This is a genomic window from Polaromonas sp. JS666 (genome assembly GCF_900103405.1).
Classification (GTDB): Bacteria; Pseudomonadota; Gammaproteobacteria; order Burkholderiales; family Burkholderiaceae_C; genus Polaromonas.
Genome location: NZ_FNHX01000001.1, coordinates 194,068 through 219,037 on the forward strand (window position 1 = coordinate 194,068; position 24,970 = coordinate 219,037).

At 62.9% G+C, this 24,970-nt stretch carries 25 protein-coding genes; 7 read left to right on the forward strand and 18 right to left on the reverse strand.

Translation table 11 applies throughout. From position 1 onward, the window contains the following. Positions 1-165 precede the first annotated feature (165 nt). From BLQ85_RS00960 to BLQ85_RS00970, 3 genes are all read right to left on the reverse strand, one after another. Positions 166-627, reverse strand: a complete 462-nt coding sequence (locus BLQ85_RS00960; RefSeq protein ID WP_074574197.1) for an EVE domain-containing protein — start codon at positions 625-627, stop codon at positions 166-168. A 27-nt stretch (positions 628-654) separates the two neighbouring features. Continuing rightward, positions 655-3,354 carry an ATP-binding domain-containing protein gene (locus BLQ85_RS00965; RefSeq protein ID WP_074574198.1) on the reverse strand — a complete coding sequence of 900 codons (2,700 nt, stop codon included), beginning with the start codon at positions 3,352-3,354 and terminating at the stop codon, positions 655-657. 69 nt (positions 3,355-3,423) lie between these two features. Next, the gene (locus BLQ85_RS00970) at positions 3,424-4,467 is read right to left on the reverse strand and encodes a PDDEXK family nuclease (RefSeq protein ID WP_074574199.1); all 1,044 of its coding nucleotides are present in this window, start codon (positions 4,465-4,467) and stop codon (positions 3,424-3,426) included. Positions 4,468-4,762: 295 nt separating this feature from the next. Here BLQ85_RS00970 and BLQ85_RS00975 point away from each other — a divergent pair, with 295 nt between their 5' ends. Both BLQ85_RS00975 and BLQ85_RS00980 read left to right on the forward strand, forming a co-directional pair. Further along, the gene (locus BLQ85_RS00975; RefSeq protein ID WP_074574200.1) at positions 4,763-5,086 is read left to right on the forward strand and encodes a metalloregulator ArsR/SmtB family transcription factor; all 324 of its coding nucleotides are present in this window, start codon (positions 4,763-4,765) and stop codon (positions 5,084-5,086) included. A gap of 32 nt (positions 5,087-5,118) precedes the next feature. Beyond that, positions 5,119-6,540, forward strand: a complete 1,422-nt coding sequence (locus BLQ85_RS00980) for a DUF2867 domain-containing protein (RefSeq protein ID WP_074574201.1) — start codon at positions 5,119-5,121, stop codon at positions 6,538-6,540. A gap of 38 nt (positions 6,541-6,578) precedes the next feature. Here the strand turns inward: BLQ85_RS00980 and BLQ85_RS00985 are convergent, their stop codons facing one another. From BLQ85_RS00985 to BLQ85_RS01055, 15 genes are all read right to left on the reverse strand, one after another. Then, positions 6,579-7,256, reverse strand: a complete 678-nt coding sequence (locus BLQ85_RS00985) for an alpha/beta family hydrolase (RefSeq protein WP_074574202.1) — start codon at positions 7,254-7,256, stop codon at positions 6,579-6,581. A 189-nt stretch (positions 7,257-7,445) separates the two neighbouring features. Further along, positions 7,446-7,679 carry a hypothetical protein gene (locus BLQ85_RS00990; protein ID WP_074574203.1) on the reverse strand — a complete coding sequence of 78 codons (234 nt, stop codon included), beginning with the start codon at positions 7,677-7,679 and terminating at the stop codon, positions 7,446-7,448. Between the two features lie 40 nt (positions 7,680-7,719). Next, positions 7,720-7,929, reverse strand: a complete 210-nt coding sequence (locus BLQ85_RS00995; protein WP_074574204.1) for a hypothetical protein — start codon at positions 7,927-7,929, stop codon at positions 7,720-7,722. Positions 7,930-7,949: 20 nt separating this feature from the next. Further along, positions 7,950-9,227, reverse strand: coding sequence for an amidohydrolase family protein (locus BLQ85_RS01000; RefSeq protein WP_074574205.1), 1,278 nt, complete (start codon positions 9,225-9,227; stop codon positions 7,950-7,952). A gap of 11 nt (positions 9,228-9,238) precedes the next feature. Then, the gene (locus BLQ85_RS01005; RefSeq protein WP_083336685.1) at positions 9,239-9,973 is read right to left on the reverse strand and encodes a GNAT family N-acetyltransferase; all 735 of its coding nucleotides are present in this window, start codon (positions 9,971-9,973) and stop codon (positions 9,239-9,241) included. Then, entirely contained in the window at positions 9,973-10,905 is a 933-nt protein-coding gene (locus BLQ85_RS01010; RefSeq protein WP_074575087.1) for an ABC transporter permease, read from the reverse strand. Before BLQ85_RS01010 ends, BLQ85_RS01005 begins: the two co-directional genes overlap by 1 nt. Beyond that, positions 10,902-11,972, reverse strand: a complete 1,071-nt coding sequence (locus BLQ85_RS01015) for an ABC transporter permease (protein WP_074574206.1) — start codon at positions 11,970-11,972, stop codon at positions 10,902-10,904. Before BLQ85_RS01015 ends, BLQ85_RS01010 begins: the two co-directional genes overlap by 4 nt. Then, positions 11,969-13,546: an ABC transporter ATP-binding protein gene (locus BLQ85_RS01020; protein ID WP_074574207.1), complete on the reverse strand. Its 1,578-nt coding sequence runs from the start codon at positions 13,544-13,546 to the stop codon at positions 11,969-11,971. Before BLQ85_RS01020 ends, BLQ85_RS01015 begins: the two co-directional genes overlap by 4 nt. Then, positions 13,521-13,964 carry a VOC family protein gene (locus BLQ85_RS01025; RefSeq protein WP_074574208.1) on the reverse strand — a complete coding sequence of 148 codons (444 nt, stop codon included), beginning with the start codon at positions 13,962-13,964 and terminating at the stop codon, positions 13,521-13,523. The genes BLQ85_RS01020 and BLQ85_RS01025 overlap by 26 nt, the downstream gene beginning before the upstream one ends. A gap of 1 nt (position 13,965) precedes the next feature. After that, positions 13,966-14,928 carry a 5'-methylthioadenosine/S-adenosylhomocysteine nucleosidase gene (locus BLQ85_RS01030; RefSeq protein ID WP_139200844.1) on the reverse strand — a complete coding sequence of 321 codons (963 nt, stop codon included), beginning with the start codon at positions 14,926-14,928 and terminating at the stop codon, positions 13,966-13,968. Positions 14,929-14,955: 27 nt separating this feature from the next. Next, positions 14,956-15,960 carry a BMP family protein gene (locus tag BLQ85_RS01035; protein ID WP_074574210.1) on the reverse strand — a complete coding sequence of 335 codons (1,005 nt, stop codon included), beginning with the start codon at positions 15,958-15,960 and terminating at the stop codon, positions 14,956-14,958. A gap of 41 nt (positions 15,961-16,001) precedes the next feature. Further along, positions 16,002-16,646, reverse strand: coding sequence for a uracil phosphoribosyltransferase (gene upp / locus BLQ85_RS01040; RefSeq protein ID WP_074574211.1), 645 nt, complete (start codon positions 16,644-16,646; stop codon positions 16,002-16,004). A gap of 54 nt (positions 16,647-16,700) precedes the next feature. After that, positions 16,701-17,993, reverse strand: coding sequence for a URC4/urg3 family protein (locus BLQ85_RS01045; protein WP_217631792.1), 1,293 nt, complete (start codon positions 17,991-17,993; stop codon positions 16,701-16,703). Beyond that, positions 17,986-19,302 carry a GTP cyclohydrolase II gene (locus BLQ85_RS01050; protein WP_074574212.1) on the reverse strand — a complete coding sequence of 439 codons (1,317 nt, stop codon included), beginning with the start codon at positions 19,300-19,302 and terminating at the stop codon, positions 17,986-17,988. The genes BLQ85_RS01045 and BLQ85_RS01050 overlap by 8 nt, the downstream gene beginning before the upstream one ends. A 115-nt stretch (positions 19,303-19,417) precedes the next feature. After that, the gene (locus BLQ85_RS01055; RefSeq protein ID WP_074574213.1) at positions 19,418-20,944 is read right to left on the reverse strand and encodes a helicase HerA-like C-terminal domain-containing protein; all 1,527 of its coding nucleotides are present in this window, start codon (positions 20,942-20,944) and stop codon (positions 19,418-19,420) included. Positions 20,945-21,022: 78 nt separating this feature from the next. Here BLQ85_RS01055 and BLQ85_RS01060 point away from each other — a divergent pair, with 78 nt between their 5' ends. Genes BLQ85_RS01060 through nadD form a run of 5 tightly spaced genes read left to right on the forward strand, consistent with a single transcriptional unit; the run spans position 21,023 to position 24,941 of the window. Further along, on the forward strand, positions 21,023-21,748 hold the full coding sequence (locus tag BLQ85_RS01060; protein WP_074574214.1) for a YebC/PmpR family DNA-binding transcriptional regulator: 726 nt from the start codon (positions 21,023-21,025) through the stop codon (positions 21,746-21,748). Positions 21,749-21,765: 17 nt separating this feature from the next. Further along, positions 21,766-22,044 carry a hypothetical protein gene (locus BLQ85_RS01065; RefSeq protein ID WP_074575089.1) on the forward strand — a complete coding sequence of 93 codons (279 nt, stop codon included), beginning with the start codon at positions 21,766-21,768 and terminating at the stop codon, positions 22,042-22,044. Further along, positions 22,041-23,342: a phosphoribosylamine--glycine ligase gene (purD, locus tag BLQ85_RS01070; protein ID WP_074574215.1), complete on the forward strand. Its 1,302-nt coding sequence runs from the start codon at positions 22,041-22,043 to the stop codon at positions 23,340-23,342. The genes BLQ85_RS01065 and purD overlap by 4 nt, the downstream gene beginning before the upstream one ends. A gap of 52 nt (positions 23,343-23,394) precedes the next feature. Then, complete coding sequence (gene hemF, locus BLQ85_RS01075) at positions 23,395-24,312, forward strand: oxygen-dependent coproporphyrinogen oxidase (protein ID WP_074574216.1); 918 nt, start codon at positions 23,395-23,397, stop codon at positions 24,310-24,312. Continuing rightward, positions 24,309-24,941: a nicotinate (nicotinamide) nucleotide adenylyltransferase gene (gene nadD, locus BLQ85_RS01080; RefSeq protein ID WP_074574217.1), complete on the forward strand. Its 633-nt coding sequence runs from the start codon at positions 24,309-24,311 to the stop codon at positions 24,939-24,941. Before hemF ends, nadD begins: the two co-directional genes overlap by 4 nt. Positions 24,942-24,970: the final 29 nt, after the last annotated feature.

A 24,970-nucleotide genomic window follows, 5' to 3' on the forward strand; every position in this document is an offset into this window, starting at 1 on the left:
ATGCAGACGAAATGCCGGCCGGGGCGGCCGGTGTCAGGAATGACAGTGACTAATTGGGCCGAGACTGGCCTGTGGTGTGTTTGTCACGCGCGAAAGTGTGAGGGGCGATGCCGGTTTTGGTACACCCTAAGCCATTGGTTTGCCCACCGCCCGCGGCATGAAGAACTAAGGCTTAGCGCCCACAATCGCCTTCCAGTGTTTAGGCTCCACCGGCGTGATCGACAGCCGATTGCCCTTGCGCAGGATGATGAGGTCCTCGAGTTCGGGCCGCGCGCGCAGCTCAGGCAAGGTGATGTTGGGAATCTTTTTCACGACCTGCACATCCACTAGCAACCAGCGCGGCTCCTCGCGCTTGGACTTGGGGTCGTAGTAGGGCGACTTGGCATCGAACTGCGTGGGGTCAGGGTAGGCCGTGGACGCCACGCGCGCGATGCCCACAATGCCCGGCTCGGCGCAGCTCGAGTGATAAAACAGCACGCCATCCCCGACCTTCATCCCGTCACGCATGAAATTGCGCGCCTGGTAGTTGCGCACGCCGACCCAGGGGACTGTCGAATTTTTCGCTGCGAGCGCGTCATCGACTGAACATTCTTCGGGTTCGGATTTCATGAGCCAGTAGCTTGTCATGCTTCTGCTTTCTCGCGCTTATGCTGGTTACCAGCCGCTACTGAATTGGCCGCGCAAAGGTTCCATCGTTTTCGGTAGAGATTCCATGCACGTGATTCCGAGGTACATAGCTGCACGTGTGGCACCAACATAGAGATACTTACTAAAGAGTGACGGATGCATCCTAGCTAGTTGATCGATGCTAACAAAAAATACAGCCTCAAACTCTAGGCCCTTGATGTGTTGAATGTCGAAAACTCGGACATCGTTATCGTTCCCCATAACCTGTCCACGTGGACAGGCGACTACACGGATATTGTCATCCTCTAACGCTAGATTAAGTGAATCGGCCATCGGAATCACATCAGCCTCGCTATTAACGAATACCGCCGTACTGGGCAACTGTTTAAGGTAGCCTGCAATTGTACGAATCTGTTTGGCAAGCCAATCAATAGCGTCATCCCAGCTCGCGTGCTCCAGCAACGCTGGTTCTTCCCCATCACTATTGACGTGCGGAGGAAGCAATGCGTCTTGCAGGTCTCCACCCAGTACTTCGATGATGGAGCGGGCAAATTCGTTAAGCTGACGACTTTGGCGATAGGTAATGTTGATGTATCGGATATCAATCTCCGGGAAGACCCAGCGTATCTCATCAATACTGCGACTACCCCAGGTTGTTAGTCTTTGATTAAAGTCTCCGCAGGCAAAAAATGATCGCAGTTGAGGATTTGCCAGTGCTCCCATACAAGCAAGCTGGATTGGCGAGAAGTCCGTTGCCTCATCAACGAGTATCTGATTTTTGTAAAGACCACGAATGGTATGAAGTGCAGCCCAGTACGCATCGTCTACACGACGGGCGATCTGGGGACGGCTCAGTAACTCCCCCGCGCAACGAAGGCTTGCAAGCAAGATGAGATCAAGCTCAAGAGGATTTAGATCTGTTGCAGCAAATTTCTCTTGGCTATACCAAGTGCCTGCTTCCTGCTTCTCGCGTCGAAATTGGCGGTATCTCCTAGGCAGACCGTCCAGATATCGCCTTACCGGATTCAGAAGGCGGCGCTCAGTGGCTAGCAGTATTAGTTGTGGTCCAACAACGGCACGATCAGCATTGCTGAGCGTGCGTTCACCAAGCCATTCGATAACCTTGGCGTTACGACTTGCTTTGCCCAAGCTGCGCTTGGTAACTTCGGCGCGAGCTTGAGCTTTTAATGCCAGTCGAAATGCCTTGATGGCTGGTCCCCGTCCAGTCTTAGGTAGCGAGGGATCTTCATCCTCGGTATCTGCCTCCGTCTCAGCATCTTCATCGGTGTCAGTTTCAGGCTCGGCAAAGATCTGCAATTGATCAATAAACTGTCCTAGCTCTTCTACAAAACGCTCGTTGCGGTTTAGCGCCAAGTTCAATGCGTCATCAATTTTTCGATCCGTCAGAACCTTGAGTTCCGCAGCGAGAGCTTGGAGCTCGACTGCCGTAGTTTGTAGCTCGACAAATAGGGCCGGCATATTTGTGATATTCGCCGTCCTTAACAAATCCTGAATCTGAGATCCAAGTTCGGTGGCTCGCTTGTCTGCGCTCTGAGTGAGAAATTGTGCACCTTGCTGGAGGTCTTTTAAATATGCATGGCGTTGCCACATATCAAAGTCCTCAAACCAAGCAATAGGGCGATCATTGGCTTCGACAACTAGTGTGCGTGCTTGGTCTTTGAGTGTGAAGTAGCCACCTGTTCCTGGGGCGCGTAGTATTCCTAGTACGTTGCGCCCTAGATCACGCCTGTAATCCCCCCAAGTTTTGAGGCGAAAGTCAGATGCAGGAACTCCTTCTCGAGCAAAGGCTTCTTTTAGGTACTGTTTGAGGAGTTCAGTAGGCGTAAACATTTGCCAGCTGTCTGAGTGTGCTACTCCTCCGTTTTGAACTGCTGTTCGAATGATCTGACGCTCGCCTTCGGACAGACTGTCAGGTGCATCGATATCAAGCTTTTGGCTAAGACGTCGAATAAGGGTTGTTGTTTTTCCTGTGCCGGGCGGCCCCAATATCAATAGGCGTTGATCTAATGGCAAACGAAAAATCTCATCCTGATATTTATCAAGTATCGGCTGATCACGCAATCCCATCTTGGTGATGCGATCGCGCCTAGTCCCCTCAAATATTTGGATAGCGCTCGAATCTTCTTCGAGTATTTGACTAAGGAGGTCCTGTACAGCTTCTTGGACAGGAGTTTTTCGCAGAAGTGCGCGTAGCGATTCGATGGTGAGTGGTTGTTGATTTACATCTTCGTAGATGGAATCCTTTGAGTCCCAACCGTCTGACTTTAGGTGGGGGCGCAGGCGAGTACGTTCCACTACCTCGACGCTATTGCCATTCGGTAGAAGATATTGGTCGCCAATGGAAAGTGACGCGAGTCGACCAACTGGGGCTTTGTAGCTCGCTAGTAACCCCGGCGAACCGGAGACCGGTGTGGCGCGACAAATGTAGTAAACCTGTTCCTTTTCACGCTCGTCGATAACAACCACCCGAGCAATCACTGGTTCGCGCATTAGAACCTCATTGCTCGTCAGATGAGCGACGTTGACATCGTTGAGATTCTGTGTGGCCTTTTCTGATGTCAATGTGTTCACTACAGCGAAACTTTCAGCGCTGAGCCCGGGGCTTCTCAATTGTTGAGCGGCAATTTCCGCAACTTTGTCTATGACGTTCAAAGCCTCGGTCGCGATTTCTTTTAAATGCTGTTTCTCTGGTGTCGTGAGGGGCATATTGCTCTTTCTCTAGTGCTTTGTGGACATCTTCGTTTATCGTTTTGGATCGAGACCGCTCTTCAGTCATCAGTTCGCCACTTTGTATGAGATCCCGTGGTTTTTCGGCATTAGAGCCAAGAGATTTTTCACGGCCTCCTCGGTGCGGATACCCCACTGATTGATGAAGGCGTAAGTCCGTCCGGCAATCCGAAAAACCTCTTCTTCGGAAGAAAAATATCTGCCCGGATCTTTCCCGTTAAGTCGAGCCACTTCCTCTCCTGAGACGTTCCCTTCCGCGAAGATGAACAATCTTGTCGGTCGCCAAGGAACGGCCTGTCCGATGGCCTCAGGGGTAAGTCCCAAACGTAGCGCCTCGGCCACCATCTGGTAAATGAATCGGCGTTTCGGCAGATTGGGAAAGAGTTTTCCCGCGACTATTACGTCATACCGTGTGAAGTCCCTGCCATCGCCGCCAGCAGCTTCTTGTTCGATGGACTTTTCGCGGATTGCTATCTGATATGCGGCCGCCTCGGGTAGTGGTATGACCTGTTGAATATCAAAAAGGGTGCGTCCCGCAAATTCGATTGGTCGCATTTGCACGCACCGTATGTCCAGCCGGCCTTGCGCGTTAAGCCATAGCACGGATGTCGTCACTTCGCGGGAAAAGTTGGCGGACGCCAATACGATACGTACCTTGTCGGTAAACGCTACGGGACCGTCCTCCTTGCCTAGGAACGTCCGAATTGCTGTTTCGGCTTGGTCTACTGGCCTTCCAAGAGCTCTGAGGTAAGTCCGATGAGCTTCAACGGCATGCTCGAACTTCATTGCGGAAACCATAGCGGCGTATCTAATGGCCTGCAGCTCCATGTGTCCGCCCGTCTCCGTTCGCTTGAGTTCCACGACGACCAGGTTTGCCTCGGAGTCAACACAAAGCAGGTCGATACGCCGCCTGGCGTCTTCCCAGTTGCAATACTCCTCCGCGAGGACCATCGTCTCAGTTTCCGGCGTGATCGAGTTAATGTTCTCGCGCAGTACTCGTTGCACATCTTCGCGTTCGCGTAGATCTAGAGCCGCGAATGTCGATGGCTGTACTTCAACAATCTCACTGCCGGTGTATTCATAAATAGCCATTTCCCACTCCGAAGTTTTTTTTCATTCTTTGCCTTCTTTACTTTGACTGTCTGTTGATTAACAGGGCACCTTGAGTTGAAGCACTTCTTTATATTCAGATCTTTAGAGAGATTGCAGATCTGTGTCGCTACCTTAGCGCTTTATCGGTATAGATACATCCGCCCTTTGTAGGAGGACAGTCGCTTGGGTAAACCCTTGGTGATAAGCGCGACCAGGTCTTCAAGCTTGACAGCGCCGAACTTCTTGAATAAAGTTATTAACAAATAAGTTAATAAGTAAACGAACAAGCAAGCCAATGGCCGCCTCCGTCGACAAAATCTTTGAAGCCCTCGCCTCGGGCCCCAGGCGCCAGATCCTGGCCTACCTCACCGAGAAGGAGCTCAGCACCACCGAACTGGCCGAGCGCTTTGCCATGAGCACGCCGGCTATTTCGCGCCATCTCTCGGTGCTTGAAAACGCCGGCCTGGTGACCAGCGAGCGCAGCGGCCAGTTTGTGCTCTACAAACTCAACGGCGACAGCCTGGTCAACAGCCTCACGGGTTACGCATTTGAACTCTGCCCGGTTGCGCGGCCCCTGAAGCGGGAACGCGCCGCAGCCAAAACACAAAAAACCAAGTAAGTAGCAGAGACAAAAACAGGAAAGAGGGACTCATGCTGAATCTCACGCAAGTGATTGAAACGTTTCCATCGGTTCGCATTCCATCCGAATCGGGTGGCTTGGCCGTTGAGGTGTCCTTGATCGCGCAGATAGGCCATGGCGCCGGCAACCATCTGTTTGCCAGTGTGGCGTCCCGGCAGCGGCAGCACAGTGCGTTTGTCGATGAGCTCGATGAACCCTCGGCCAAGCTGGGCGGAACCGACTTCTCCAAAGGCGACGCTACCTCGCTGTATTCCTTTGTGGTGGGCCCCAAGGGCCATCCGTTTCACCGTCATGCGGGCCACCGCATCTTCACGGCGGTGTCGGGTAGCGGCGGGGCGCAGCTGCGTTTTTCGAGCGCGTCGGAGCAGCAAATTCAGGAAGACCCTCACAACTTCATGCGCGCGCTGCGTTTTGTGAACATACCGCCGGACTGCCTGTTCACCGTGCGCTTTGGCGGGGAAACCTGGCACCAGTTCGCGCCGCTTTCGCGCAACTCCCTGCACCCGGTGTTTTTTGCGCTGTCCTGCCATACCAATGAGTTGGGCGGTAATCTGCCGCAAGCCCTGAAAGAAAAAGTATTGAACAACGAGGCCAGCATCCCGGCGCTGACGGAGTTGTTGCCCGATGCGGTGAAGGCGCTGCTTCAGGCCAAGGACTTCAAGGCCGAGGCCGTGCCGACCACGACCTTGTCACTCGACGCCCCGCCCGGGACCTTTCATCGGGTGGTTTGTAACACCGTGCGCAGCGGCGCGGGCATGATGCGCGGCCTGTGGGGTTCGTGGAAAGGGGCCTCAGGCTTTCTGTCGCATGGCGGCTCCGCCCGAAGCGTGAAGGAACTCAGCAGCCCGCCGGCCGATTCCTTGCTGCTGGAGCAGTTGAGCGGCTTGCGCATCCACCATGAAGACACTTTTCGCCTGCGCGTGACCGGAACCAACTTCGGGCACACCAGCGCCACGAATCTGCTGGCGGCGGTTCTGGAGGGTTTTTTGCTCAATGCACCCAGCGGTGTGTCCAACCTCATGGCGCTGCGCAACGTGCTTGTCAAACCCCTGGGGCTGCGCACCTCGCCCTTGGGCTGCCCGGTATCTTCGCTGCTGTCGCCGGACACCAGCAACCTGTTCGCCAACCGCTACCCGGTGCTGGGCCAAAGCATCAATGCCACCGACAGCAAGGCGCAGGTCATCCTGGGCGCCAACGACAAACACCTGCTGTTCAGGTCCTGCGTCAGCGTGGAGATCGTCGACAAGCACCACGTGGACGTGATGCTGGGCACCCGGGTCCATTGCAAGAATTTCTTCGGCCGCTTTTACATGGCGGCGATCGACTATGTGCACCGCCACTACGTCACGCCGACGATGCTGCGGCTGGCGGTGGAGTATGCGGTGGTTCAAGAGAAAGAGCCCGTTGCGTCCGCCAAACTGGTGACGGCTTAAGGCGCCATCGGCCGGTCGCTGATGACCCTCTTGCACCGCTAGCGCTTCGTCATCCACGCGGCCATGGTGTCGCACAGTTCCTCGCGCACCTGCGCATCGGTCCGGCCCGAACGCACCAGCACATGGAAGGCGTGGTCGGCACCGTCCACGATGTACAGGCTTGCCTTGTTGCCGAGGCCTGCTGTGGTTTGTGTGATCAGTTCCAGGTCGGCGAGGCCATCGCGCGTGCCTTGCAGAAAAAGCATGGGCAGCTTGACGCCCTCCAGGTGCGCGGCGCGTTCGGTGGAGGGTTTACCGGCCGGGTGCAGCGGAAAGCCCAGCAGCACAAGGCCCTTGACTCCGGGCAAGGGCTCAGCCGCCTGCGCCTGCGTGCTCATGCGTCCGCCGTAGGACTTGCCGCCGGCAAACAGCGGCACACCAGCAGGCATATGCCGCGTTGCTTCAGCGACTGCCGCCCGAACCGCCGCATGCGCGACGGCGGGGGAGTCGGGGCGTTTCGAGCCTTGTTCCATGAACGGAAAATTGAAGCGCAAGCTGGCAATGCTGCGTTCCGCGAGGCCCTGGGCGATGGACGCCATGAAGGCGTGGTTCATGCCCGCGCCTGCGCCGTGGGCCAACACATAACAAGCCTTGGCGCTGGCGGGCGCCTGCAGCAGGCCGGAAGTGGTGCCGCCGGAGGGGAGCGCAATGGTCAGTGAAACGGGGTGGGTCTGCATCAAGGGGACGTGTGTTGGGGTGCGGCTTATTCTTTTTTGCTCCTTCCCCCTTTGGGGGAAGGTTGGGATGGGGGCCCGCGGCGCGCAACGGCATGGCTGCTTTGGATTGGAGGCCGGTGGCCCCCATCCCTGCCTTCCCCCAGCGGGGGAAGGGGTGAGAGGACGCTAGCCGGCAAAGTGGCGCTCCGCTCAGTGCGCCAGATCGGCGACCAGCTTGTCCGCCGCCTGAACAGCCTCCTCGCGCGTGGGCCAGGTCCTGTCGCTGCCGTGCAGGGGCGGCAGCGATTCAACGTGTATGACGTCGATGTACCAGGGGCCGTCAGGGAGATGGCACAGCCTGGCCATGTAGTGCCTGCCGTTTGCGACACCGGGGACGTATTCCTCGATCGGTTCGGGTTCTTCTTCTGGTACTTCTGGGTTCATCGGTTTTTTTCCAAATCCTGATTATCCGTAAGCCAGCGAGCTAATCCTTGAGATCCACCTTGAGCGCCGCAAGCTTTTTGGCGTAGGCATCCCTGCGTTTTGCGGCCTTTTCCGCGGTCTCGACAGCCATCTGAATCGCCTTGGGGCCTTTTGCTGCAACCGTTTTGATCAACCCGAATTTGTGGGCGGCCTCTGCCTGCGCCTTCCTGTATGTGGCGATGAGTTCGGCGTGGGCTATGGATGAATTCACGGGGTACTTCTTGATGGGCTCTATCGGGAAACCGTAAAACCAGTCGTCACCGGCCGGCCCGGCAGCCGCAGTTGCGCCGAGACTTCGGGCGTCTGCGCCAGCAGCGTTCCCTTCTTCCACACCTTGAGCCGATTCGCCCGCAACCGAATCGCCTCCACAGCATCCCGCGCCTGCAGCAGCACAAAACTCGCGTCGCAGCCCACGTCCAGGCCGTAGCCCTGCAGGTGCATGACCTTGGCGGCATTGACCGTCACCGCGTCAAAACACTGGCGTATGCCTTTCTGGCTGGTCATTTGCGCCACATGCAGGCCCATGTGGGCGACTTCGAGCATGTCGCCCGAGCCCATGCCGTACCAGGGGTCCATGACGCAGTCGTGGCCGAAGGCAACATTCACGCCGGCCGCCATGAGTTCGGGCACGCGGGTCATGCCGCGCCGCTTCGGATACGTGTCGTGGCGGCCTTGTAATGTGATGTTGATCAGGGGGTTGGCGATGACGCTGACGCCGCTCCCGGCGATCAGGGGTAGCAGCTTGGAGACGTAGTAGTTGTCCATGCTGTGCATCGACGTGCAGTGGCTGCCGTTGACGCGGCCTTGCAGGCCCAGGCGCTGCGCCTCAAAGGCCAGGGTTTCGATATGGCGCGACAGCGGGTCGTCGGATTCGTCGCAGTGCATGTCGACCAGCAGGCCGCGTTCGGCCGCGATCTCGCAGAGCAGCTTGACGCTGGCCGCACCGTCGGCCATGGTGCGTTCAAAGTGCGGGATGCCGCCGACCACCTCCACGCCTTTGTCCAGCGCGCGTTTGAGGTTGTCGACACCGCCTTTTGTGCGCAGCACGCCGTCCTGCGGGAAAGCGACCAGCTGCAGGTCTATATAAGGCGCGACCTGTTTTTTGACTTCGAGCAGCGCGTCGACGGCCAGCAGGCTGGGGTCACTGGTATCGACGTGGCTGCGTATGGCCAGCAGGCCCTTGGCGACGGCCCAGTCGCAGTAGGCGAGGGCGCGTCCCATGAGGGCCTCGGCCGTCAGCAGCGGCTTGAGTTCGCCCCATAGCGCAATGCCTTCGAGCAGGGTGCCGCTTTCATTGACGCGCGGCAGGCCGTAGCTCAGCGTGGCGTCCATGTGGAAGTGGGGGTCGACAAAGGGTGGGCTGAGCAGGTAGCCATTTGCGTCGACTGTTTCGCGGGCCGGCGCCTGCAGGCCGGCCTGGACGGCGCTGATCTTGCCCTTTTGCACGGCGATGGAGATGCCGGTGCGGCCGTCGGGCAGCGTGGCGTTGGTGATGAGCAGGTCTAGCATGGCGTGGCCTTTCAGCTGCGATGTTGCTGCGGGTCGGCGGACCAGCGCGCGCGGGGCAGGCGGTAGATACAGCAGCGCCGTTCAGGGCTGTCCGCGGGGTAAGCCCAGTGGTCGAATTCGTCAGCAGGGCTTTCCTGCATGCCCAGGCGCTGCATGACGGCGCGCGATCGTGTGTTGCGCAGCGTTGTCATCGCGACGATCTCCTGCAGGCCCAGGGACTCGAAACCGGCGCGCAAGGACAGGCGTGCCGCCTCGGTGGCCAGGCCCAGGCCCCAGAAGCGCTGCGCCAGCCGCCAGCCGATTTCCACGCAGGGGCCGCAAGGAAATTCCGGGTCGGGAATATGGAGGCCGGTAAAGCCCGCGAATTGCGGCGCCGCGCCTTCGGCCAGGTAGTCCAGGGCCCAGAAGCCCCAGCCGCGTTCTTCGATCTTGCGGTTCATGCGGTCTATCCAGGCGTCGCTTTGCGCGCGGCTGAGCGGCGCCGGAAAGTGGCGCATGACCTCGGTATCGGCCGTCATGGCGGCAAAGGGCTCGCGGTCGGCGTCCGTCCAGGGGCGCAGCCGCAGGCGCGGGCTGGCCAGCAGGGCCGGCGCGATGACGGTGGTGTTGCCGGGCGCCCAGGCAATGGGCTCGGCTTCCAGGCCGCCGGCCAGGGCATCGAGCAGGAGCTGGCGTTCGGCCTGCTTGCGGGCGGTTTTTTCATTGAGGAAAGCCGGGTCTGGGTTTTCCGGTTGGCGGTTGCGCATCAGCGCTCTCCCTTGCGATAAGGTTTCATCAGCGCCTGAGGATACGCCGCCTTGCGCGCGACCAGCACGAGTGCGAGTATGGAGAGCAAATAAGGCAGCATCAAATACACCTGGTAAGGCACGTTGACCAGGCCGGAAGTCTGCAGGCGCAGCTGCAGCGCGTCAAAAAATGCGAACAGCAGGGCGCCCAGCAAGGCCTTGCCGGGCCGCCAGGAGGCAAACACCACCAGCGCCACACACACCCAGCCGCGGCCGTTGACCATGTTAAAGAAAAAGGCGTTAAAGGCCGACAGCGTGAGGAAGGCGCCGGCCACACCCATCAGGGCCGAGCCGGCCACGATGGCGGCCGTGCGTGTGGCCGCGACCGAGACACCCTGGCCTTCGGCGGCTTGCGGGTTCTCGCCGACCATGCGTATCGCCAGGCCGGCCGGCGTGCGGTAGAGCAGCCAGGCGACCAGCGGCACCAGGGCCAGGGCCAGCAGGGTGAGCGGGGTTTGCGCGGCCAGCACGCTGAAGCCCGTGCCGTCCAGCCAGTGCATGGGCGCAAAGGGCGTGACGGTGGGCGGCGTGTCGACCTTGGGGAAACTCACGCGGTAGCCGTAATAGCTCAGCGAAGTTGCGAGCAGGGTGATGCCCAGGCCGGCAACATGCTGCGACAGCGCCAGGCCCACGGTAAGGAAAGCGTGCAGCAGGCCGAAGACGGCACCCGTCAGCGCCGCCACCACCACGCCCAGCCATAGCGGCGCGCCGCCATAGACGGCCAGCCAGCCGCTGAAAGCGCCCGCGACCATGATGCCTTCGATGCCGAGGTTGAGCACACCGGCGCGCTCGCAGAGCAGCACGCCCAGGGTGCCCAGGATCAGCGGTGTGGCGATGCGCAATACCGCGATCCAGAAGGGCGCGGCGGCGAGGACGTCAAGCAGTTCGGTCATGGCTTGCGCCCCCACACCAGCCTGTATTGCGTCATCAAGGTTGCGACCAATACCGAAATCAAGGAAGCCGCGACGATCACATCGGCAATATAGGTGGGCACACCGACCGCGCGGCTCATGGTGTCGGCGCCCACCAGCACACCGGCCACAAACACGGCGGCGGCGACCACGCCCAGGGGGTTGAGCGCGGCCAGCATGGCGATGACGATGCCGGTGTAGCCGTAGCCGGGTGACATGTCCAGGGTGACATAGCTGGTGCGGCCGGCCACCTCGATGGCGCCGGCCAGGCCCGCCAGCGCGCCCGACAGCAGGGCGACCAGCACCACGGTACGCGTGACGGGCACGCCGGCAAAGGCCGCCGCCCGGGTGTTGGCGCCCATGGCGCGTATGTCAAAACCCAGCACCGTGTACTTGAGCAGGGCCCACAGCGCCACGGCCAGGCCCAGGGCCCAGAACAAGCCGGTGTGTATGCGCGTCTGCTCAATCAGTTTGGACAGCTCCAGATCCCCCAGCAGCGCCACGCTTTGCGGCCAGCCCATGGCGGTGGGGTCTTTCATGGGGCCGTCCAGCATGGCCGAGACAAACAGCAGCATTACAAAATTGAGCAGCAAGGTGGTGACCACCTCGTCGACGCCCAGCCGCGCTTTGAGCAGCGCCGGCCCCAGCAGCAGCAGGGCGCCGGCCAGCGCCGCGGCCAGCAGCATGAGGCCGAACAGCAGCCAGACGGGCAGCTCAAAACCCGTGCCGCCATGCAGGCCGCCCACAGCCACGGCGGCCAGCGCGCCGGCATACAGCTGGCCCTCTGCGCCTATGTTGAAGAGCCGCGCCTTGAAGGCCACGGTGGCGGCCAGGCCAGTGAGGATCAGCGGAATCGCACGGGTCAGGGTTTCGCTGAGCGCGAAGACCGAACCAAAACCGCCCTTGAACAGCAGGCTGTAGGTCTGGCCCAGCGGCGCGCCGGCCCACAGCACCAGCAGCGCGCTGACCAGCAGGGTGAAGGCGATCGCGGTTATGGGGGCCAGCAGCAGGGCGAGCTTGGAAGTCTCTGTGCGCTTTTCCAGTCTCATGGCTGTGCCTCGTGGGCGGCTTGGGCGCCCGCCATGGCCAGGCCTATGGCCTCGCGCGTCCAGGCTTCGCCGGGCAGGGCTTCGGTGAGCCGGCCCGCATGCATCACAGCCACGCGGTCGCCCAGTGCGATGACTTCGTCGAGGTCGTCGGAAATCACCAGCACGGCCGCGCCGGCATCGCGCGCGGCAATCAGCTGCTGCTGCACATAAGCGACCGCGCCTATGTCCAGGCCCCAGGTCGGCTGGTGGGCAATGATGAGCTGGGGTGGCTGCGCGATGGCTTCCGTTGAGGGGGCGACCAGGGCCCGGCCCAGGATCAGCTTTTGCATATTGCCGCCCGAGAGCGAACGCGCTGCAGTCTGCGGCCCGCCGCCGCGCACGTCAAACTCGCGCACAATGCGCGCCGCATGCGCTTGCGCGGCCTGGCGTTTGACCCACAGCGCCTTGGAAAACGCCGGGCTGCGCAGGCGTTCCGATACGGCGTTTTCCCAGACGCAAAGGTCGCCGACCACACCCACGCCGTGCCGGTCTTCGGGAATACGTGCCACGCCTTGCGAAACCAGCCAGGCGGGCGAAGCCTTCATGGGCCGGTCCAGCAGGCTGACCATGCCTTGGCTGGCGGTGCGCATGCCGCACAGCAACTCGGCCAGCGCGAGCTGGCCGTTGCCCGAGACGCCGGCAATCGCGACGATCTCGCCGGCCTTGAGCTGCAGCGAGACGCCGTTGAGCCGGTCACGGCCGGCGTCGGCGGTGCTGACGGCGTCCAGCGTGCAGACCGCCGCGCCCGTGGCCGGTGCGGGCCGGCGCTGGGCGGCCGCGACGGCATGGCCCACCATCCATTGCGCAAGCTGGGCCTGGCTGGTGCCGGCGGCCGGCGCTTGCGCGACCAGCTTGCCGGCGCGCAGCACGGCCACGCGCTGCGAGACGCGCAGCACCTCGGCCAGCTTGTGGCTGATAAAAATGATGGACAGGCCCTGGGCCACCATCTGGCCCAGCGTGGCGAACAGCGCCTCGCTTTCCTGCGGCGTCAGCACGGCCGTGGGTTCGTCAAGGATCAGGATGCGCGCGCCGCGGTACAAGGCCTTGAGGAGCTCCACACGCTGGCGCTCGCCGACCGAGAGGCTGCCGACCTTGGCCTCGGGTGCGACCGGCAGGCCGAAGCGCTGCGCCACGGCCAGCAGCTTGGCGCGCGCCGCGCCGCGGCGCGAGAACAGCTGCCACAGCGGCTCGCTGCCCATCATGACGTTGTCGAGCACACTGAGGTTGTCGGCCAGCGTGAAGTGCTGGTGCACCATGCCTATGCCGGCCTCGAGCGCCGCGCGCGGGTTGCCGGGCGCCAGCGGCTTGCCGAAGATTTCTATGCTGCCTTGGTCGGCCGTGTAGTGGCCGAACAGAATGGACACCAGCGTGGACTTGCCCGCGCCGTTCTCGCCGAGCAGCGCGAGGATTTCACCGGCCTGCAGGTCCAGTGAAATTGCGTCATTGGCGAGCAGCGGGCCGAAGCGTTTGGTGATGTTGGCAAGGCGCAGCACCGGCGGCTGTGTGTTCTCAGCCGAGGGATGTCCAGTGGTCATGCCGGTCACGCCGCTCCTGGCGGTAGTTGGTGATTTCCAGACGGAGGCCATCGGGGTCGCTGAAGAAGGTCGCCCAGTAGTCAGGTGCGTATTCGTCGTGCTGGTGCGGCTCGCTGGCGTTGATGCCTGAGGCCTGCAGCAGCCGGGCGCATTCGACCACGTCTTCGACGGTGCCCACGCGCAGGCAAAAGTGGTGAAGGCCGGGCGAGTAGGGGTCATGCGCGGCTTGGGAGCGGGCCGGCCGCAGGACATAACCGAAGTAACGGTTGAAATACTGGATGTGCGGATCCCCGCCAATCGTGAAGGTGTTTTTGCGGCAGCTGAGTACCGTCAGCATGAGTTTGTCGTAGAACGCTTCCGACGCTGCCATGTCGCTCACGGCAATGTAGATGTGGTCGATCCCGGTGAGTTCGGGCATGCTATTTCCAGGCCGCGAGAAATGCCAGCAGCACTTTTGCCGAGTTATCGGCGGCGATATTCATGAAGGTCACCATCTCATTGGCGCCTTCCCCGCCGCCGGCCAGGTCGCTGAGGGAGCGGAAGGCGATATAGGGCACGTTGTTGCTGTAGGCCACCATGCCGACAGCGGCGGTTTCCATGTCCAGCACATTGGCGCCAAAGGTCTTGAAGGCGTATTCGCGGAAGGCGGCGTTGTCGACAAAGGCCTGGCCGGAGACGCCATTGCCGCCGACCCGGAGCTGCGGCTTGTGTGTCAGGCAGACGCCGGCGTTGCAGGATTGCAGCGCGATGGGGCCCAGGCCGCGCGCTGTCTCCAGCATCCTGGGGTCGACGGTGAACCAGAATTTGCGCACCGGTGCCGGGCTGGCGGCGGTGCGGGTCTCGACGGGGCGCGGGTGTAGCATGCCGAAGGGCGCCAGGGTCTGGGCCTCCATGCGCGGCGGTATGGTGTAGCGGCCGGGCGCGGTTTCGCGCGCCATCAGCACCTCGAGATACTGGCCCCACTGGGCCGGCACGCTGACATCGCCTATGTGCAGGCTGGGGTCGACGCCGCCGGCGATGCCGCTGAAGACAATGGCCTGGATGTTGAAGCGGTCCAGCACCAGCTGGGTGTTCATGGACGCATTGACCATGCTGATGCCCGAGAGAAACAGCACGACCGGCTTGCCCTGCAGCGTGCCGGTGCTGAACTCGACGCCGTTGACGCGGTGCCGCGCCGGGGTTTGCAGCTGCCGCAGCAGCAAGGTGAGTTCGGGCTCGAAGGCCGAGATCACGGCGATGCGCGGGGTTTCATCGAGCCGCACCGGCGTGCCGGTGGCCGGCGCGGTGGCGCAACCGGCCAGGCTGAGCGCCAGCAGCCCGGCGACGGCAAAAGCCGCCAGCCGGGACGGGAGCATGCGCCGCAGGCAAACAAGGACATGCATACGGCGCTTTCCTCCCGGAGCTCAGGCTTATTTGGTGGTGGACTTGGGCTGGCTGTCGTCGACCTTGACGCTGTATTTGCCGTCTAGGATGTCTTTTTCCTTGGCCTTGACCTTGGCGACGATGGCGGCGGGAACCTTCTTCTCGAAGGTGCCCAGCGGGGCGAGTTCGGAGCCCTTGTGTTTCATCATGGAGTAAGGGCCGTAGTCTTCGGCCGTGAACTTGCCTTCCTTGACGAGCTTGATGGCGCGGTCAATGCTGGGCTCCATATTCCACAGCGCCGAGGCGACCACGGTGTCGGGGTATTTGTCCTGGGTGTTGATGACGTTGCCGATGGCCAGCTTGCCTTTTTCCTTGGCCGCGTCGCTGACGCCAAAGCGCTCGGCGTACATCACGTCGGCGCCCTTGTCGATCATGGCGAAGGCGGCTTCCTTGGCCTTGGGCGGGTCAAACCAGCTGTTGATAAAACTCACGCTGAACTCGACCTTGGGGTTGGTTTCTTTCGCGCCGGCCATAAAGGCATTCATCAGGCGGTTGACCTCGGGAATCGGGAAGCCGCCCACCATGCCTATCTTGTTGCTCTTGGTCACGCCGCCGGCAATCATGCCCGTCAGGTAAGCCGGCTCCTGGATGTAGTTGTCGAACACCGAGAAGTTGGGCGCCTGCGGTTTGCCCGACGAGCCCATCAGGAAGGAGACCTTGGGGAAGTCCTTGGCGACCTTGCGGGCCGCGGCCTCGACGGCAAAGGCCTCGCCGACGATCAGCGTGTTGCCGGCCGTGGCGTATTCGCGCATCACGCGCTCGTAGTCGGCGTTGGAGACGTTCTCGGTGGCCTTGTATTCAATCTCGCCGCGCGCCTCGGCGGCTTTGAGCGCCTTGTGCAGGCGGCTGACCCATTGCTGCTCGAACGGCACGGTGTAGAGCGCGGCAACCTTGGTCTTGGCCTGGGCAAACGCCAGGCCGGGCAGGGCGATGGCGGCGGCGGTGGCGAGCAGGACGAGCTGGCGTCGCTTGAAACGGGCGGCTTGAAACATGGGACTCTCCGGGTTGGTGGGTTCAGGTTGGGAAAGCGGGACTACTTGGTGCCAAAGATGCGATCCCCTGCGTCGCCCAGGCCCGGCAGGATATAGCCATGGCTGTTGAGCTCGCGGTCAATGGCGGCGGTGTAGATGGGCACGTCGGGGTGCGCGGCCTGCAACGCCTTGATGCCTTCGGGGCAGGTCAGCAGGCAGACAAACTTGATGGACTTGGGATTGAGTTCCTTGAGCCGCTCGACGGCCGCGATGGCCGAGTTGCCGGTGGCCAGCATGGGGTCGACGACGACGATGTCGCGCTCTTCCATGTCGTGCGGCATCTTGAAGTAATACTCGACGGCCGTCAGCGTCTTGGGGTCGCGGTACAGGCCGACGTGGCCCACGCGCGCGCCGGGCACCACGCTGAGCATGCCTTCGAGGATGCCGTTGCCGGCGCGCAGGATGGAGACAAACACCAGCTTCTTGCCATCTATGACCCTGGAGGTGGTTTTTTCGAGCGGGGTTTCGATCTCGATGTCCTGCATGGGCATGTCGCGTGTGACCTCATAGGCCATCAGCATGCTGAGCTCGTTGAGCAGGGTGCGGAAGGTGTTGGTGGAGGCGTCCTTGCGGCGCATCAGGGTGAGCTTGTGCTGCACCAGGGGGTGGTCTACCAGGTGGACTTTGTCGCTGCGGGTGGTCGTCATGTGTGTGTATGCCTCTTCATTCTTGTGCCTTGCCCGGTTTGCAGAGCGGAAATCTCAGAAAACCGTGCCGTCGCTTTCGATGTTCAGGGGCGGTAAACCCTGATGCAATTGCTGTGCCAGTGCGCGCCCCGCGGCCCAGGTGCCGCCTTCGAGCACGCGGGCCAGCGGCATTTGCTCGGCCGTCAATCCTAACTGCTCGCGCACCATGGGCGCGAGTTCGTCGAGCAGGGCCACGGTCAGCGCGCGCCATTCCACAATCAATTCATCACCGGCCTGGTGCAGGCGCCGGGCCTGGGCCGGGTCCTTGAACAGCAGCACGCCGGCGTCCAGGAACAGGCCGCCGTTGCGGTACTCGGGCAGGCCGGTCAGGGCGTCCAGGCCGTTGACCTGCACGCCGGCCCATTCAAAAGGCTCGAGCAGCGAATAGGTGAGCCACTGCGAGAGCTTGTGGAAAGGCATCCAGCCCTGGCTGGGCCCGCTGTCGGCTTCGCCGGCTGCCGGGTGCCGCCAGCAGTCGCCCAGCGGGATGCTGCCCAGCATGTTCTGCGCCGGCCAGATGGACGACAGGCCGGTCAGCAGGATGGACAGCAGCTCATGCGCCTCGACGGTGTTTTTGCCGGGCAGCACCAGCACTTCAAACAAATGCCCGGGGCGGCCGCGCGGGCCGAAGAGCGCGGGCTGGTCCTGCAGGGCCTGGCCCAGGCGGCGCAGCAGCGCGGCGCGGCCTTCCAGGCCCACCAGCGGGTTGCTTTCGCTGACCTGGAAGGCGGCGGCCAGCTGGTCGGCCGTGACGGCTTTCAGGCCGGCGGCGTCAGCCTGCAGCGGGTACTGCGGGTCGCTGGAAAACATGCCGGTCATGAAGGCATGGAAGCTGGCCACGCCCAGGCCTTCGGAGCGGCTGTATTCGCAGCCGGGCCGCTCGCCCTGGGTGGCTTCGAGGTAGCGCCACTGCGGGCCGGCGCCGGCGTCCAGCAGCACGCTGACCAGGGCCAGGTCGATCTGGGCGCGCGCGCGGCCGGCCGACGTGGCCGAGGCCAGGGCTTCATTGAGCATGGCCGGGCGCTGGATGCCGCCGGCCTCGAAGTGGCGCCAGCGCGAGTGGTAGGGAATCTCCAGGCTGGGGTAGCGGGCGCGGGTGATTTCGGCGACCAGGCTGGCGGCGGTGGCCATGGCGCCGTCGTTGACGCTGAACCAGGCCGATTCGCCGCGGCGCGCGCGTGCCAGCAGGGCGCGGGCGCGCGAACGTATGGTGGCGGTGGAGCGCAGTTCGGCGGCGGCGCCTATGCCGCGCAGGTTGCCGGCGATGGTGTAGCTGGCATTGGGCGGTGGCGTGTTGGCTTCAGGCATCCAGCCCCCGGCCCTTGGCTTTTTTGAGTTCTTCTGCGTCGGGCACGGCGCCGGGCGTGAAGTAGCCGGCGGCCATCTTGGCGTCCATCTCGACCTGGGCGTCGGCCGGGATCAGGCCTTCGGGGATGTTGATGCGCTTGACGACTTCGATGCCGGCGCGCGTGATGGCGTCGTATTTCATGTTGCTCATGGAGACCAGCCGGTGGATCTTGCGTATGCCCAGCCAGCTCAGCACGTCGGGCATCAACTCCTGAAAGCGCATGTCCTGCACGCCGGCCACACATTCGGTGCGCGCGAAGTACTGGTCGGCGGTGTCGCCGCCGACCTGGCGCTTGCGGGCGTTGTAGACCAGGAACTTGGTGACTTCGCCCAGCGCCCGGCCTTCCTTGCGGAAATAGGCGACCAGGCCCACGCCGCCGCGCTGCGCGCCCTGTATGCATTCCTCGATGGCGTGCGTGAGGTAGGGGCGGCAGGTGCAGATGTCGGAGCCGAAGACATCCGAGCCGTTGCATTCGTCGTGCACGCGGGCGGTCAGTTCGATCTCGGGATTGGCCAAGTCGCGCGGCTTGCCGAAGATGTAGGCGGTGAGGCCGCCGATGGGAGGGAGGAACACCTCCAGGTCGCTGCGCGTGACGAGCTCGGGGTACATGCCGCCGGTTTCCTCGAACAGCACGCGGCGCAGATCCGTTTCGCTGCAGCCGAAGCGCCGGGCGACTTCGGGCAGGTACCAGACCGGCTCGACCGCGACCTTGGTGACCACGGCCGCGCCGCCGGCCGTGAGGTATTTGCCGTCGGCCTTCAGGCGCCCGGACTGCAGGGCTTCTATGACCTCGGGCAGGATCACATGGGCTTGTGTCACCGCGATGGTCGGGCGTATGTCGTAGCCCGCGGCCAGCTCGGCCGAAAAAACGTCGGCCACCGTGGCGCCCCAGGGGTCCATGGCGGCGATGCGGCCGGGCTCGCTCCACTGCGGGTAGGGGCCGATGATGTCGGTGGGCGAGGTGTTGGTGAGGTCGGCCTTGTGTTTGGCCGACAGTGCACCCGAAGCGACGGCGAGCGCGCGGTAGACGCTGTAGGAGCCGCTGTGCGTGCCGATGACGTTGCGGTGGCTGCGCTTGGTGGTGGTGCCGACCACGGGTCCGCGTTCGGCCGGCGTGGCCGCGCCCCAATGGATGGGCAGCGCGCCGTGGCCGCCCGCGTGGGAGGTCAGCCGGATGTGGGACGTGGAGGCATTGGAGGTGGCTGGCGCGGCAGGCCCAGGGGAAGAACCAGGTGCGCCGGAAGACGGGGCGGCAACTTCAGCAGGCATTGCGTATCCTTCAAAAAAACCAATGTAGCGATGCGTGCCGGGCTTGACAAGCCCGCTGCCTGCCGGAGGTCGTTAATTCGCGACAGGCGGCGCGCCCTTTGGGCCGCGCCCGGTGTCAGCGTTTTTTGCCGCCGAAGATGCTGCCCAGTACGCCGCGAATGATCTCGCGGCCCACGGCCGAGCCCATGGTGCGCACGGCCGACTTGGCCATGCTTTGCGCCAGGCCGTCGTGCTTGCCGCCGCGCGGGCCGGTGGTGCCGAAGAGCACGTCGTTGAGCCCACCCAGGATGCCGCCGGAGTCGCTGGTGCCGGCCGCACCGCCCTGGGGCGCCTTGCCGGCTTCGGCGGCCGCCACTTCGGCACGGCCCTTGATTTTTTCGTAGGCCGACTCGCGGTCCACGGTTTTTTCATAAACGCCCGCGACCAGCGAGCCCTGGATCAGCGCCTGGCGCTGTTGCGGCGTGATGGGGCCGATCTGGCTGCCGGGCGGCAATACATAGGCGCGTTCGGTGATACCGGGCCGGCCCTTGGCGTCGAGCAGGCTGACCAGCGCCTCGCCCACGGCCAGCTCGGTGATGGCGGTTTCGATGTCCAGGCCGGGCTTTTGCCGCATGGTCTGTGCGGTCGCCTTGACGGCCTTCTGGTCGCGCGGCGTGAAGGCGCGCAGCGCGTGCTGCACGCGGTTGCCCAGCTGGGCCAGCACCGAGTCGGGGATGTCCAGCGGGTTCTGCGTCACGAAATACACGCCGACGCCCTTGGAGCGCACCAGGCGCACCACGAGCTCGATGCGCTCGACCAGCGCCTTGGGCGCTTCGTTGAACAGCAAATGCGCCTCGTCGAAGAAAAACACCAGCTTGGGTTTTTCGGGGTCGCCGATTTCGGGCAGCTGCTCGAACAGCTCGGACAGCATCCACAGCAAAAAGGTGGCGTACAGGCGCGGCGAATTCATGAGCTTGTCGGCGGCCAGGATGTTGATCACCCCCTTGCCATCCACCGTCTGCATGAAGTCGCTGATGTTGAGCATGGGCTCGCCGAAGAACTTGTCGCCGCCCTGGCTTTCGACCTGCAGCAGGCCGCGCTGGATGGCCCCCACGCTGGCGGCGCTGACGTTGCCGTACTGGGTGGTGAACTCGCCGGCGTTGTCGCCCACGTATTGCAGCATGGCGCGCAGGTCTTTGAGGTCCAGCAGCAGCATGCCGTTGTCGTCGGCGATCTTGAACACCAGGTTGAGCACGCCGGCCTGGGTTTCGTTGAGGTTGAGCATGCGGCCCAGCAGCAGCGGCCCCATGTCGGAGACCGTGGCGCGCACCGGGTGGCCTTGTTCGCCGAAGACGTCCCACAGCGTGGCCGGGCAGGCCAGCGATTCGGGAATGGCTATGCCGCGCTCCTTGAGAACGGCGGCCATCTTGGCGCCTATGCTGCCGGCCTGGCTGATGCCGGTCAGGTCGCCCTTGACGTCGGCCATGAAGACCGGCACGCCGATTTTGGAGAAATTCTCGGCCAGGGTCTGCAGCGTGACGGTCTTGCCGGTGCCAGTGGCGCCAGTGATCAGGCCGTGGCGGTTCGCCAGGCCGGGCAACAGCTCGCACTGGGTGTCGGCATTGCGGGCGATGAGCAGGGGGAGGGCGGTGGTTTCGGCCATGGGGGTGTGCGGTGGGTGAAAAAGTAAAATGCGGTTTGTAGATTAAATCAATTAATCACCGAATAAAGGGTTTCTGTCGTGGCTGGTCATAGTAAATGGGCGAATATTCAACACCGCAAGGGCCGACAGGACGAAAAACGCCAGCGTATCTGGACGCGCGTGATGCGCGAAATCATGGTCGCGGCCCGCATGGGCGGCGGCGACCTGGGTACCAACCCGCGGCTGCGCCTGGCGGTGGACAAGGCCAAAGCGGCCAATATGCCCAATGAAAACGTCAAATACGGCATCGCCAAGGCCACCGGCAGCCTGGAAGGCGTGCATTACGAAGAGGTGCGCTATGAGGGCTACGGCATAGGCGGCGCGGCCATCATCATCGACTGCATGACGGACAACAAGGTGCGCACCGTGGCCGAGGTGCGCCACGCGTTTTCCAAGCACGGCGGCAATATGGGCACCGAAGGTTCGGTGGCCTTCCAGTTCAAGCACTGCGGCCAGATTATTTTTGCGCCCGGCACCAGTGAGGACAAGATCATGGAAGTGGCGCTGGAGTCCGGCGCCGACGACGTGATCACGCATGAAGACGGTGCCATCGAGGTGCTCACGCCCTACACCGGCTTTGAAGCCGTGCGCAACGCGCTGGAGGCGGCCGGCCTCAAGCCCGAGATCGCCGAGGTCACCATGCGCGCCGACAACACCATAGAGCTCAGCGGCGAGGACGCGCGCAAAATGCAGAAGCTGCTGGACGTGCTGGAAGACCTGGACGACACCCAGGACGTGTTCCACAACGCGGTCCTCGAAAACTGAACGGCCATGGAGGCATGATGGATGATTCCGAGCGGCTGGCCCGTATTGAAAACCTGCTGCAGGAGGGCAACCGCCTGCGCGGCGAGGCCATCGCCTTGCAGAGGGAATCCCTGGAAATGCAGAAGTCGCTGGTCGACGAAACCCGCGCCAACATCGTGAAAGCCGGCAAAGTCAACGACCAGGCGCTGGACATCCAGCGGCGCGCCAGGGTGGCCGCCAAGCTCATCTTCGGCATCGTATTTATTCTTGTTGTGTACCTCAGCTATTTGCTGTTTTTTAGATTGAACCTCCCGTGAAAGTTCTTGTTATTGGCGGCGGCGGCCGTGAGCACGCGCTGGCCTGGAAACTGGCGCAGTCCCCGAAGGTCCAGGCGGTGTATGTTGCGCCCGGCAATGGCGGCACCGCGCTCGATGCGCGGCTGGAAAACATCGCGATCACCGACGTCAAGGCGTTGCGCGAATGGGCGACAGCCGAAAAAATCGCGCTGACCGTGGTCGGCCCCGAGCAGCCGCTGGCCGCCGGTGTGGTCGATGAGTTCCGCGCGCACGGCCTGCGGGTTTTCGGCCCGACCAAGGCGGCCGCCCAACTCGAAAGCTCCAAGGCCTTTTCCAAGGCCTTCATGAAGCGCCACGGCATTCCCACGGCCGAATACGAAACCTTTAGCGACGCGGCCGCGGCCCACGCCTATGTGGACGAAAAAGGCGCGCCCATCGTCGTCAAGGCCGACGGCCTGGCGGCCGGCAAGGGCGTGGTGGTGGCGATGACGCTGCAGGAAGCGCATGAGGCCATCGAGTTCATGCTCGCGCCCAACCCGGACTTCAACCCGCTGGGCGTGACGCACAACGAGGGCGGCGCGCGCGTGGTCATCGAGGAGTTTTTGCAGGGCGAGGAAGCCAGCTTCATCGTGATGTGCGACGGCAAGAACGTGGCGGCCATGGCCACCAGCCAGGACCACAAACGCCTGCTGGACGGCGATGAAGGCCCCAACACCGGTGGCATGGGCGCGTACTCGCCGGCACCGGTGGTCACGCCCGAGGTGCATGCCCGCGCCATGCGCGAGATCATCCTGCCGACCATCAAGGGCATGGAAAAAGACGGCATCCCTTTCACCGGCTTTCTGTACGCCGGCCTGATGATCGATGCCGAAGGCAAGCCCAAGACGCTGGAATTCAACTGCCGCATGGGCGACCCGGAAACCCAGCCCATCATGATGCGGCTCAAGACCGACCTTTATGACGTGATGATGGCCGCGACCTCGGGCACGCTGGACCAGATCGAGCTCGACTGGGACCGCCGGCCCGCGCTGGGCGTGGTGATGGCCGCGCACGGCTACCCGCTGAACCCGCGCAAGGGTGATGCCATCCACGGCCTGGTCAAGCCCGCCGACGCGCCCGAAGACGCCATGGTGTTCCATGCCGGCACCCGCAAGGAGGGCGACGCGACGCTGACCGCGGGCGGCCGCGTGCTCTGCGTGACCGCGCTGGGCAGCACGGTGAAGGCCGCGCAGCAGCGCGCCTACGAAGTCGCCCAGGGCATACGCTTTGACGGCGCGCAGTACCGCAAGGACATAGGCTGGCGCGCGCTCAAGCCCTGACCATCGCACGGAGGCCGCTGTGCGGCTTTCGTCCCCCGGGGAACACCTCAGCATGACCGATATTTCAAGCGTGAGAGACTTTCTGCTGGCGCTGCAGCAGCGCATCACCGGCGCCATTTCCGCCATTGACGGCCAGGCTTTTGTGGCCGACCGCTGGCAGAAGGAGCCGGGCGAGCCGCTGCAGGGCAACGGCCTGACCATGATCCTGGAGCAGGGCGCGGTGTTCGAGCGCGCCGGCTGCGGTTTCTCGCATGTGCGCGGGCCCAAGCTGCCGCCCTCGGCGACGCAGCACCGGCCCGAGCTGGCCGGCGCGCCCTTTGAGGCCCTGGGGGTTTCGCTGGTATTCCACCCGCGCAACCCTTACGTGCCGACGGTGCACATGAATGTGCGCATGCTGGCCGCGGCGCCGGTTTCCAGCCCCGATGCGCCGGTCTGCTGGTTCGGCGGCGGCATGGACCTGACGCCGTATTACGGCTTTGAAGAGGACGCGGTGCATTTCCACCAGACCTGCAAGGACGCGCTGGCGCCTTTCGGTGAGGACAAATATCCGCGCTTCAAGCAGTGGTGCGACGAGTATTTCTACCTCAAGCACCGGCAGGAGCAGCGCGGCATAGGCGGCGTGTTCTTTGACGATTTCCAGGAATTGGGCCCGGATCGCAGCTTTGCCCTGATGCAGGGCGTGGCCGATGCTTTTTTGCAGGCCTACCTGCCCATTGTGGAGCGTCGCAAGGACACGCCTTACGGCGAGCGGGAACGCGAATTCCAGCTGTACCGGCGCGGCCGCTATGTGGAATTCAACCTGGTCTGGGACCGCGGCACGCATTTCGGCCTGCAGTCGGGCGGGCGCACCGAGTCCATCCTGATGTCCATGCCGCCGCTGGCGAGCTGGTCCTACCAGCGCGGCGTCGAGGCCGGCAGCGCCGAAGAGCGGCTTTACACCGAGTTTCTGCCGAGGCGGGACTGGGTTTGAGCACACAGCCGCTCCCGCCGGGCAGGCGCATAGGCGTTTTCGGCGGCGCTTTTGACCCACCGCACAATGCCCATGTGGCCCTGGCCGGGGCGGCGATCGCGCAGTTCGGCCTGGACACGCTGTTTGTGGTGCCCACCGGCCATGCCTGGCACAAGTCGCAGGCCCTGAGCGCGCCGGCGCATCGCCTGGCCATGGCCAGGCTGGCGTTTGAGTCCATCCCCCATGTCCAGGTGGACGAGCGCGAGGTGCAGCGCCCCGGGCCGACCTTCACCATAGACACGCTGCTGGCGCTGCAGGCCGAGAATCCGGGCGCCCAGATTTACCTGTTTATAGGCGCCGACCAGTTCGCCGCCTTCCGGCAATGGCACCGCTGGCAGGACATCCTGGATATTGCTATAATTTGTATAGCTGGCCGTGCACAATCCATGCCGGCCCAGCCTCAATTTGAGGCCTATGAAAGCCGCAGCAGCCGTTTTACGCTGCTCGATCTCCCCCTGATGCCCGTGAGCGCCACCCAGATCCGCCAGTTGACGGCCTCGGGCGCGGCGACGGCCGGGGAAATTACCCGCTTGGTCCCTGAAGCCGTTGCACGTTATATTTCACTGCACCAGCTGTACCGTTCCCATTAATTCCTTACCTTATCGAAGCACATCACTGC

What these genes read in the sequence shown, in the direction of transcription:
- BLQ85_RS01035 (WP_074574210.1), bottom strand. Translation starts at nt 15,960, where the DNA reads ATGTTTCAAGCCGCCCGTTTCAAGCGACGCCAGCTCGTCCTGCTCGCC.
- BLQ85_RS01055 (WP_074574213.1), bottom strand. Translation starts at nt 20,944, where the DNA reads ATGGCCGAAACCACCGCCCTCCCCCTGCTCATCGCCCGCAATGCCGAC.
- upp (WP_074574211.1), bottom strand. Translation starts at nt 16,646, where the DNA reads ATGACGACCACCCGCAGCGACAAAGTCCACCTGGTAGACCACCCCCTG.
- BLQ85_RS01020 (WP_074574207.1), bottom strand. Translation starts at nt 13,546, where the DNA reads ATGACCACTGGACATCCCTCGGCTGAGAACACACAGCCGCCGGTGCTG.
- BLQ85_RS00970 (WP_074574199.1), bottom strand. Translation starts at nt 4,467, where the DNA reads ATGGCTATTTATGAATACACCGGCAGTGAGATTGTTGAAGTACAGCCA.
- BLQ85_RS01045 (WP_217631792.1), bottom strand. Translation starts at nt 17,993, where the DNA reads ATGCCTGAAGCCAACACGCCACCGCCCAATGCCAGCTACACCATCGCC.
- hemF (WP_074574216.1), top strand. Translation starts at nt 23,395, where the DNA reads ATGACCGATATTTCAAGCGTGAGAGACTTTCTGCTGGCGCTGCAGCAG.
- BLQ85_RS00980 (WP_074574201.1), top strand. Translation starts at nt 5,119, where the DNA reads ATGCTGAATCTCACGCAAGTGATTGAAACGTTTCCATCGGTTCGCATT.
- BLQ85_RS01025 (WP_074574208.1), bottom strand. Translation starts at nt 13,964, where the DNA reads ATGCCCGAACTCACCGGGATCGACCACATCTACATTGCCGTGAGCGAC.
- BLQ85_RS01030 (WP_139200844.1), bottom strand. Translation starts at nt 14,928, where the DNA reads ATGCATGTCCTTGTTTGCCTGCGGCGCATGCTCCCGTCCCGGCTGGCG.
- BLQ85_RS00960 (WP_074574197.1), bottom strand. Translation starts at nt 627, where the DNA reads ATGACAAGCTACTGGCTCATGAAATCCGAACCCGAAGAATGTTCAGTC.
- BLQ85_RS01010 (WP_074575087.1), bottom strand. Translation starts at nt 10,905, where the DNA reads ATGACCGAACTGCTTGACGTCCTCGCCGCCGCGCCCTTCTGGATCGCG.
- BLQ85_RS01000 (WP_074574205.1), bottom strand. Translation starts at nt 9,227, where the DNA reads ATGCTAGACCTGCTCATCACCAACGCCACGCTGCCCGACGGCCGCACC.
- BLQ85_RS01015 (WP_074574206.1), bottom strand. Translation starts at nt 11,972, where the DNA reads ATGAGACTGGAAAAGCGCACAGAGACTTCCAAGCTCGCCCTGCTGCTG.
- BLQ85_RS01065 (WP_074575089.1), top strand. Translation starts at nt 21,766, where the DNA reads ATGGATGATTCCGAGCGGCTGGCCCGTATTGAAAACCTGCTGCAGGAG.
- BLQ85_RS00990 (WP_074574203.1), bottom strand. Translation starts at nt 7,679, where the DNA reads ATGAACCCAGAAGTACCAGAAGAAGAACCCGAACCGATCGAGGAATAC.
- BLQ85_RS00975 (WP_074574200.1), top strand. Translation starts at nt 4,763, where the DNA reads ATGGCCGCCTCCGTCGACAAAATCTTTGAAGCCCTCGCCTCGGGCCCC.
- BLQ85_RS01050 (WP_074574212.1), bottom strand. Translation starts at nt 19,302, where the DNA reads ATGCCTGCTGAAGTTGCCGCCCCGTCTTCCGGCGCACCTGGTTCTTCC.
- BLQ85_RS00985 (WP_074574202.1), bottom strand. Translation starts at nt 7,256, where the DNA reads ATGCAGACCCACCCCGTTTCACTGACCATTGCGCTCCCCTCCGGCGGC.
- BLQ85_RS00965 (WP_074574198.1), bottom strand. Translation starts at nt 3,354, where the DNA reads ATGCCCCTCACGACACCAGAGAAACAGCATTTAAAAGAAATCGCGACC.
- BLQ85_RS01005 (WP_083336685.1), bottom strand. Translation starts at nt 9,973, where the DNA reads ATGCGCAACCGCCAACCGGAAAACCCAGACCCGGCTTTCCTCAATGAA.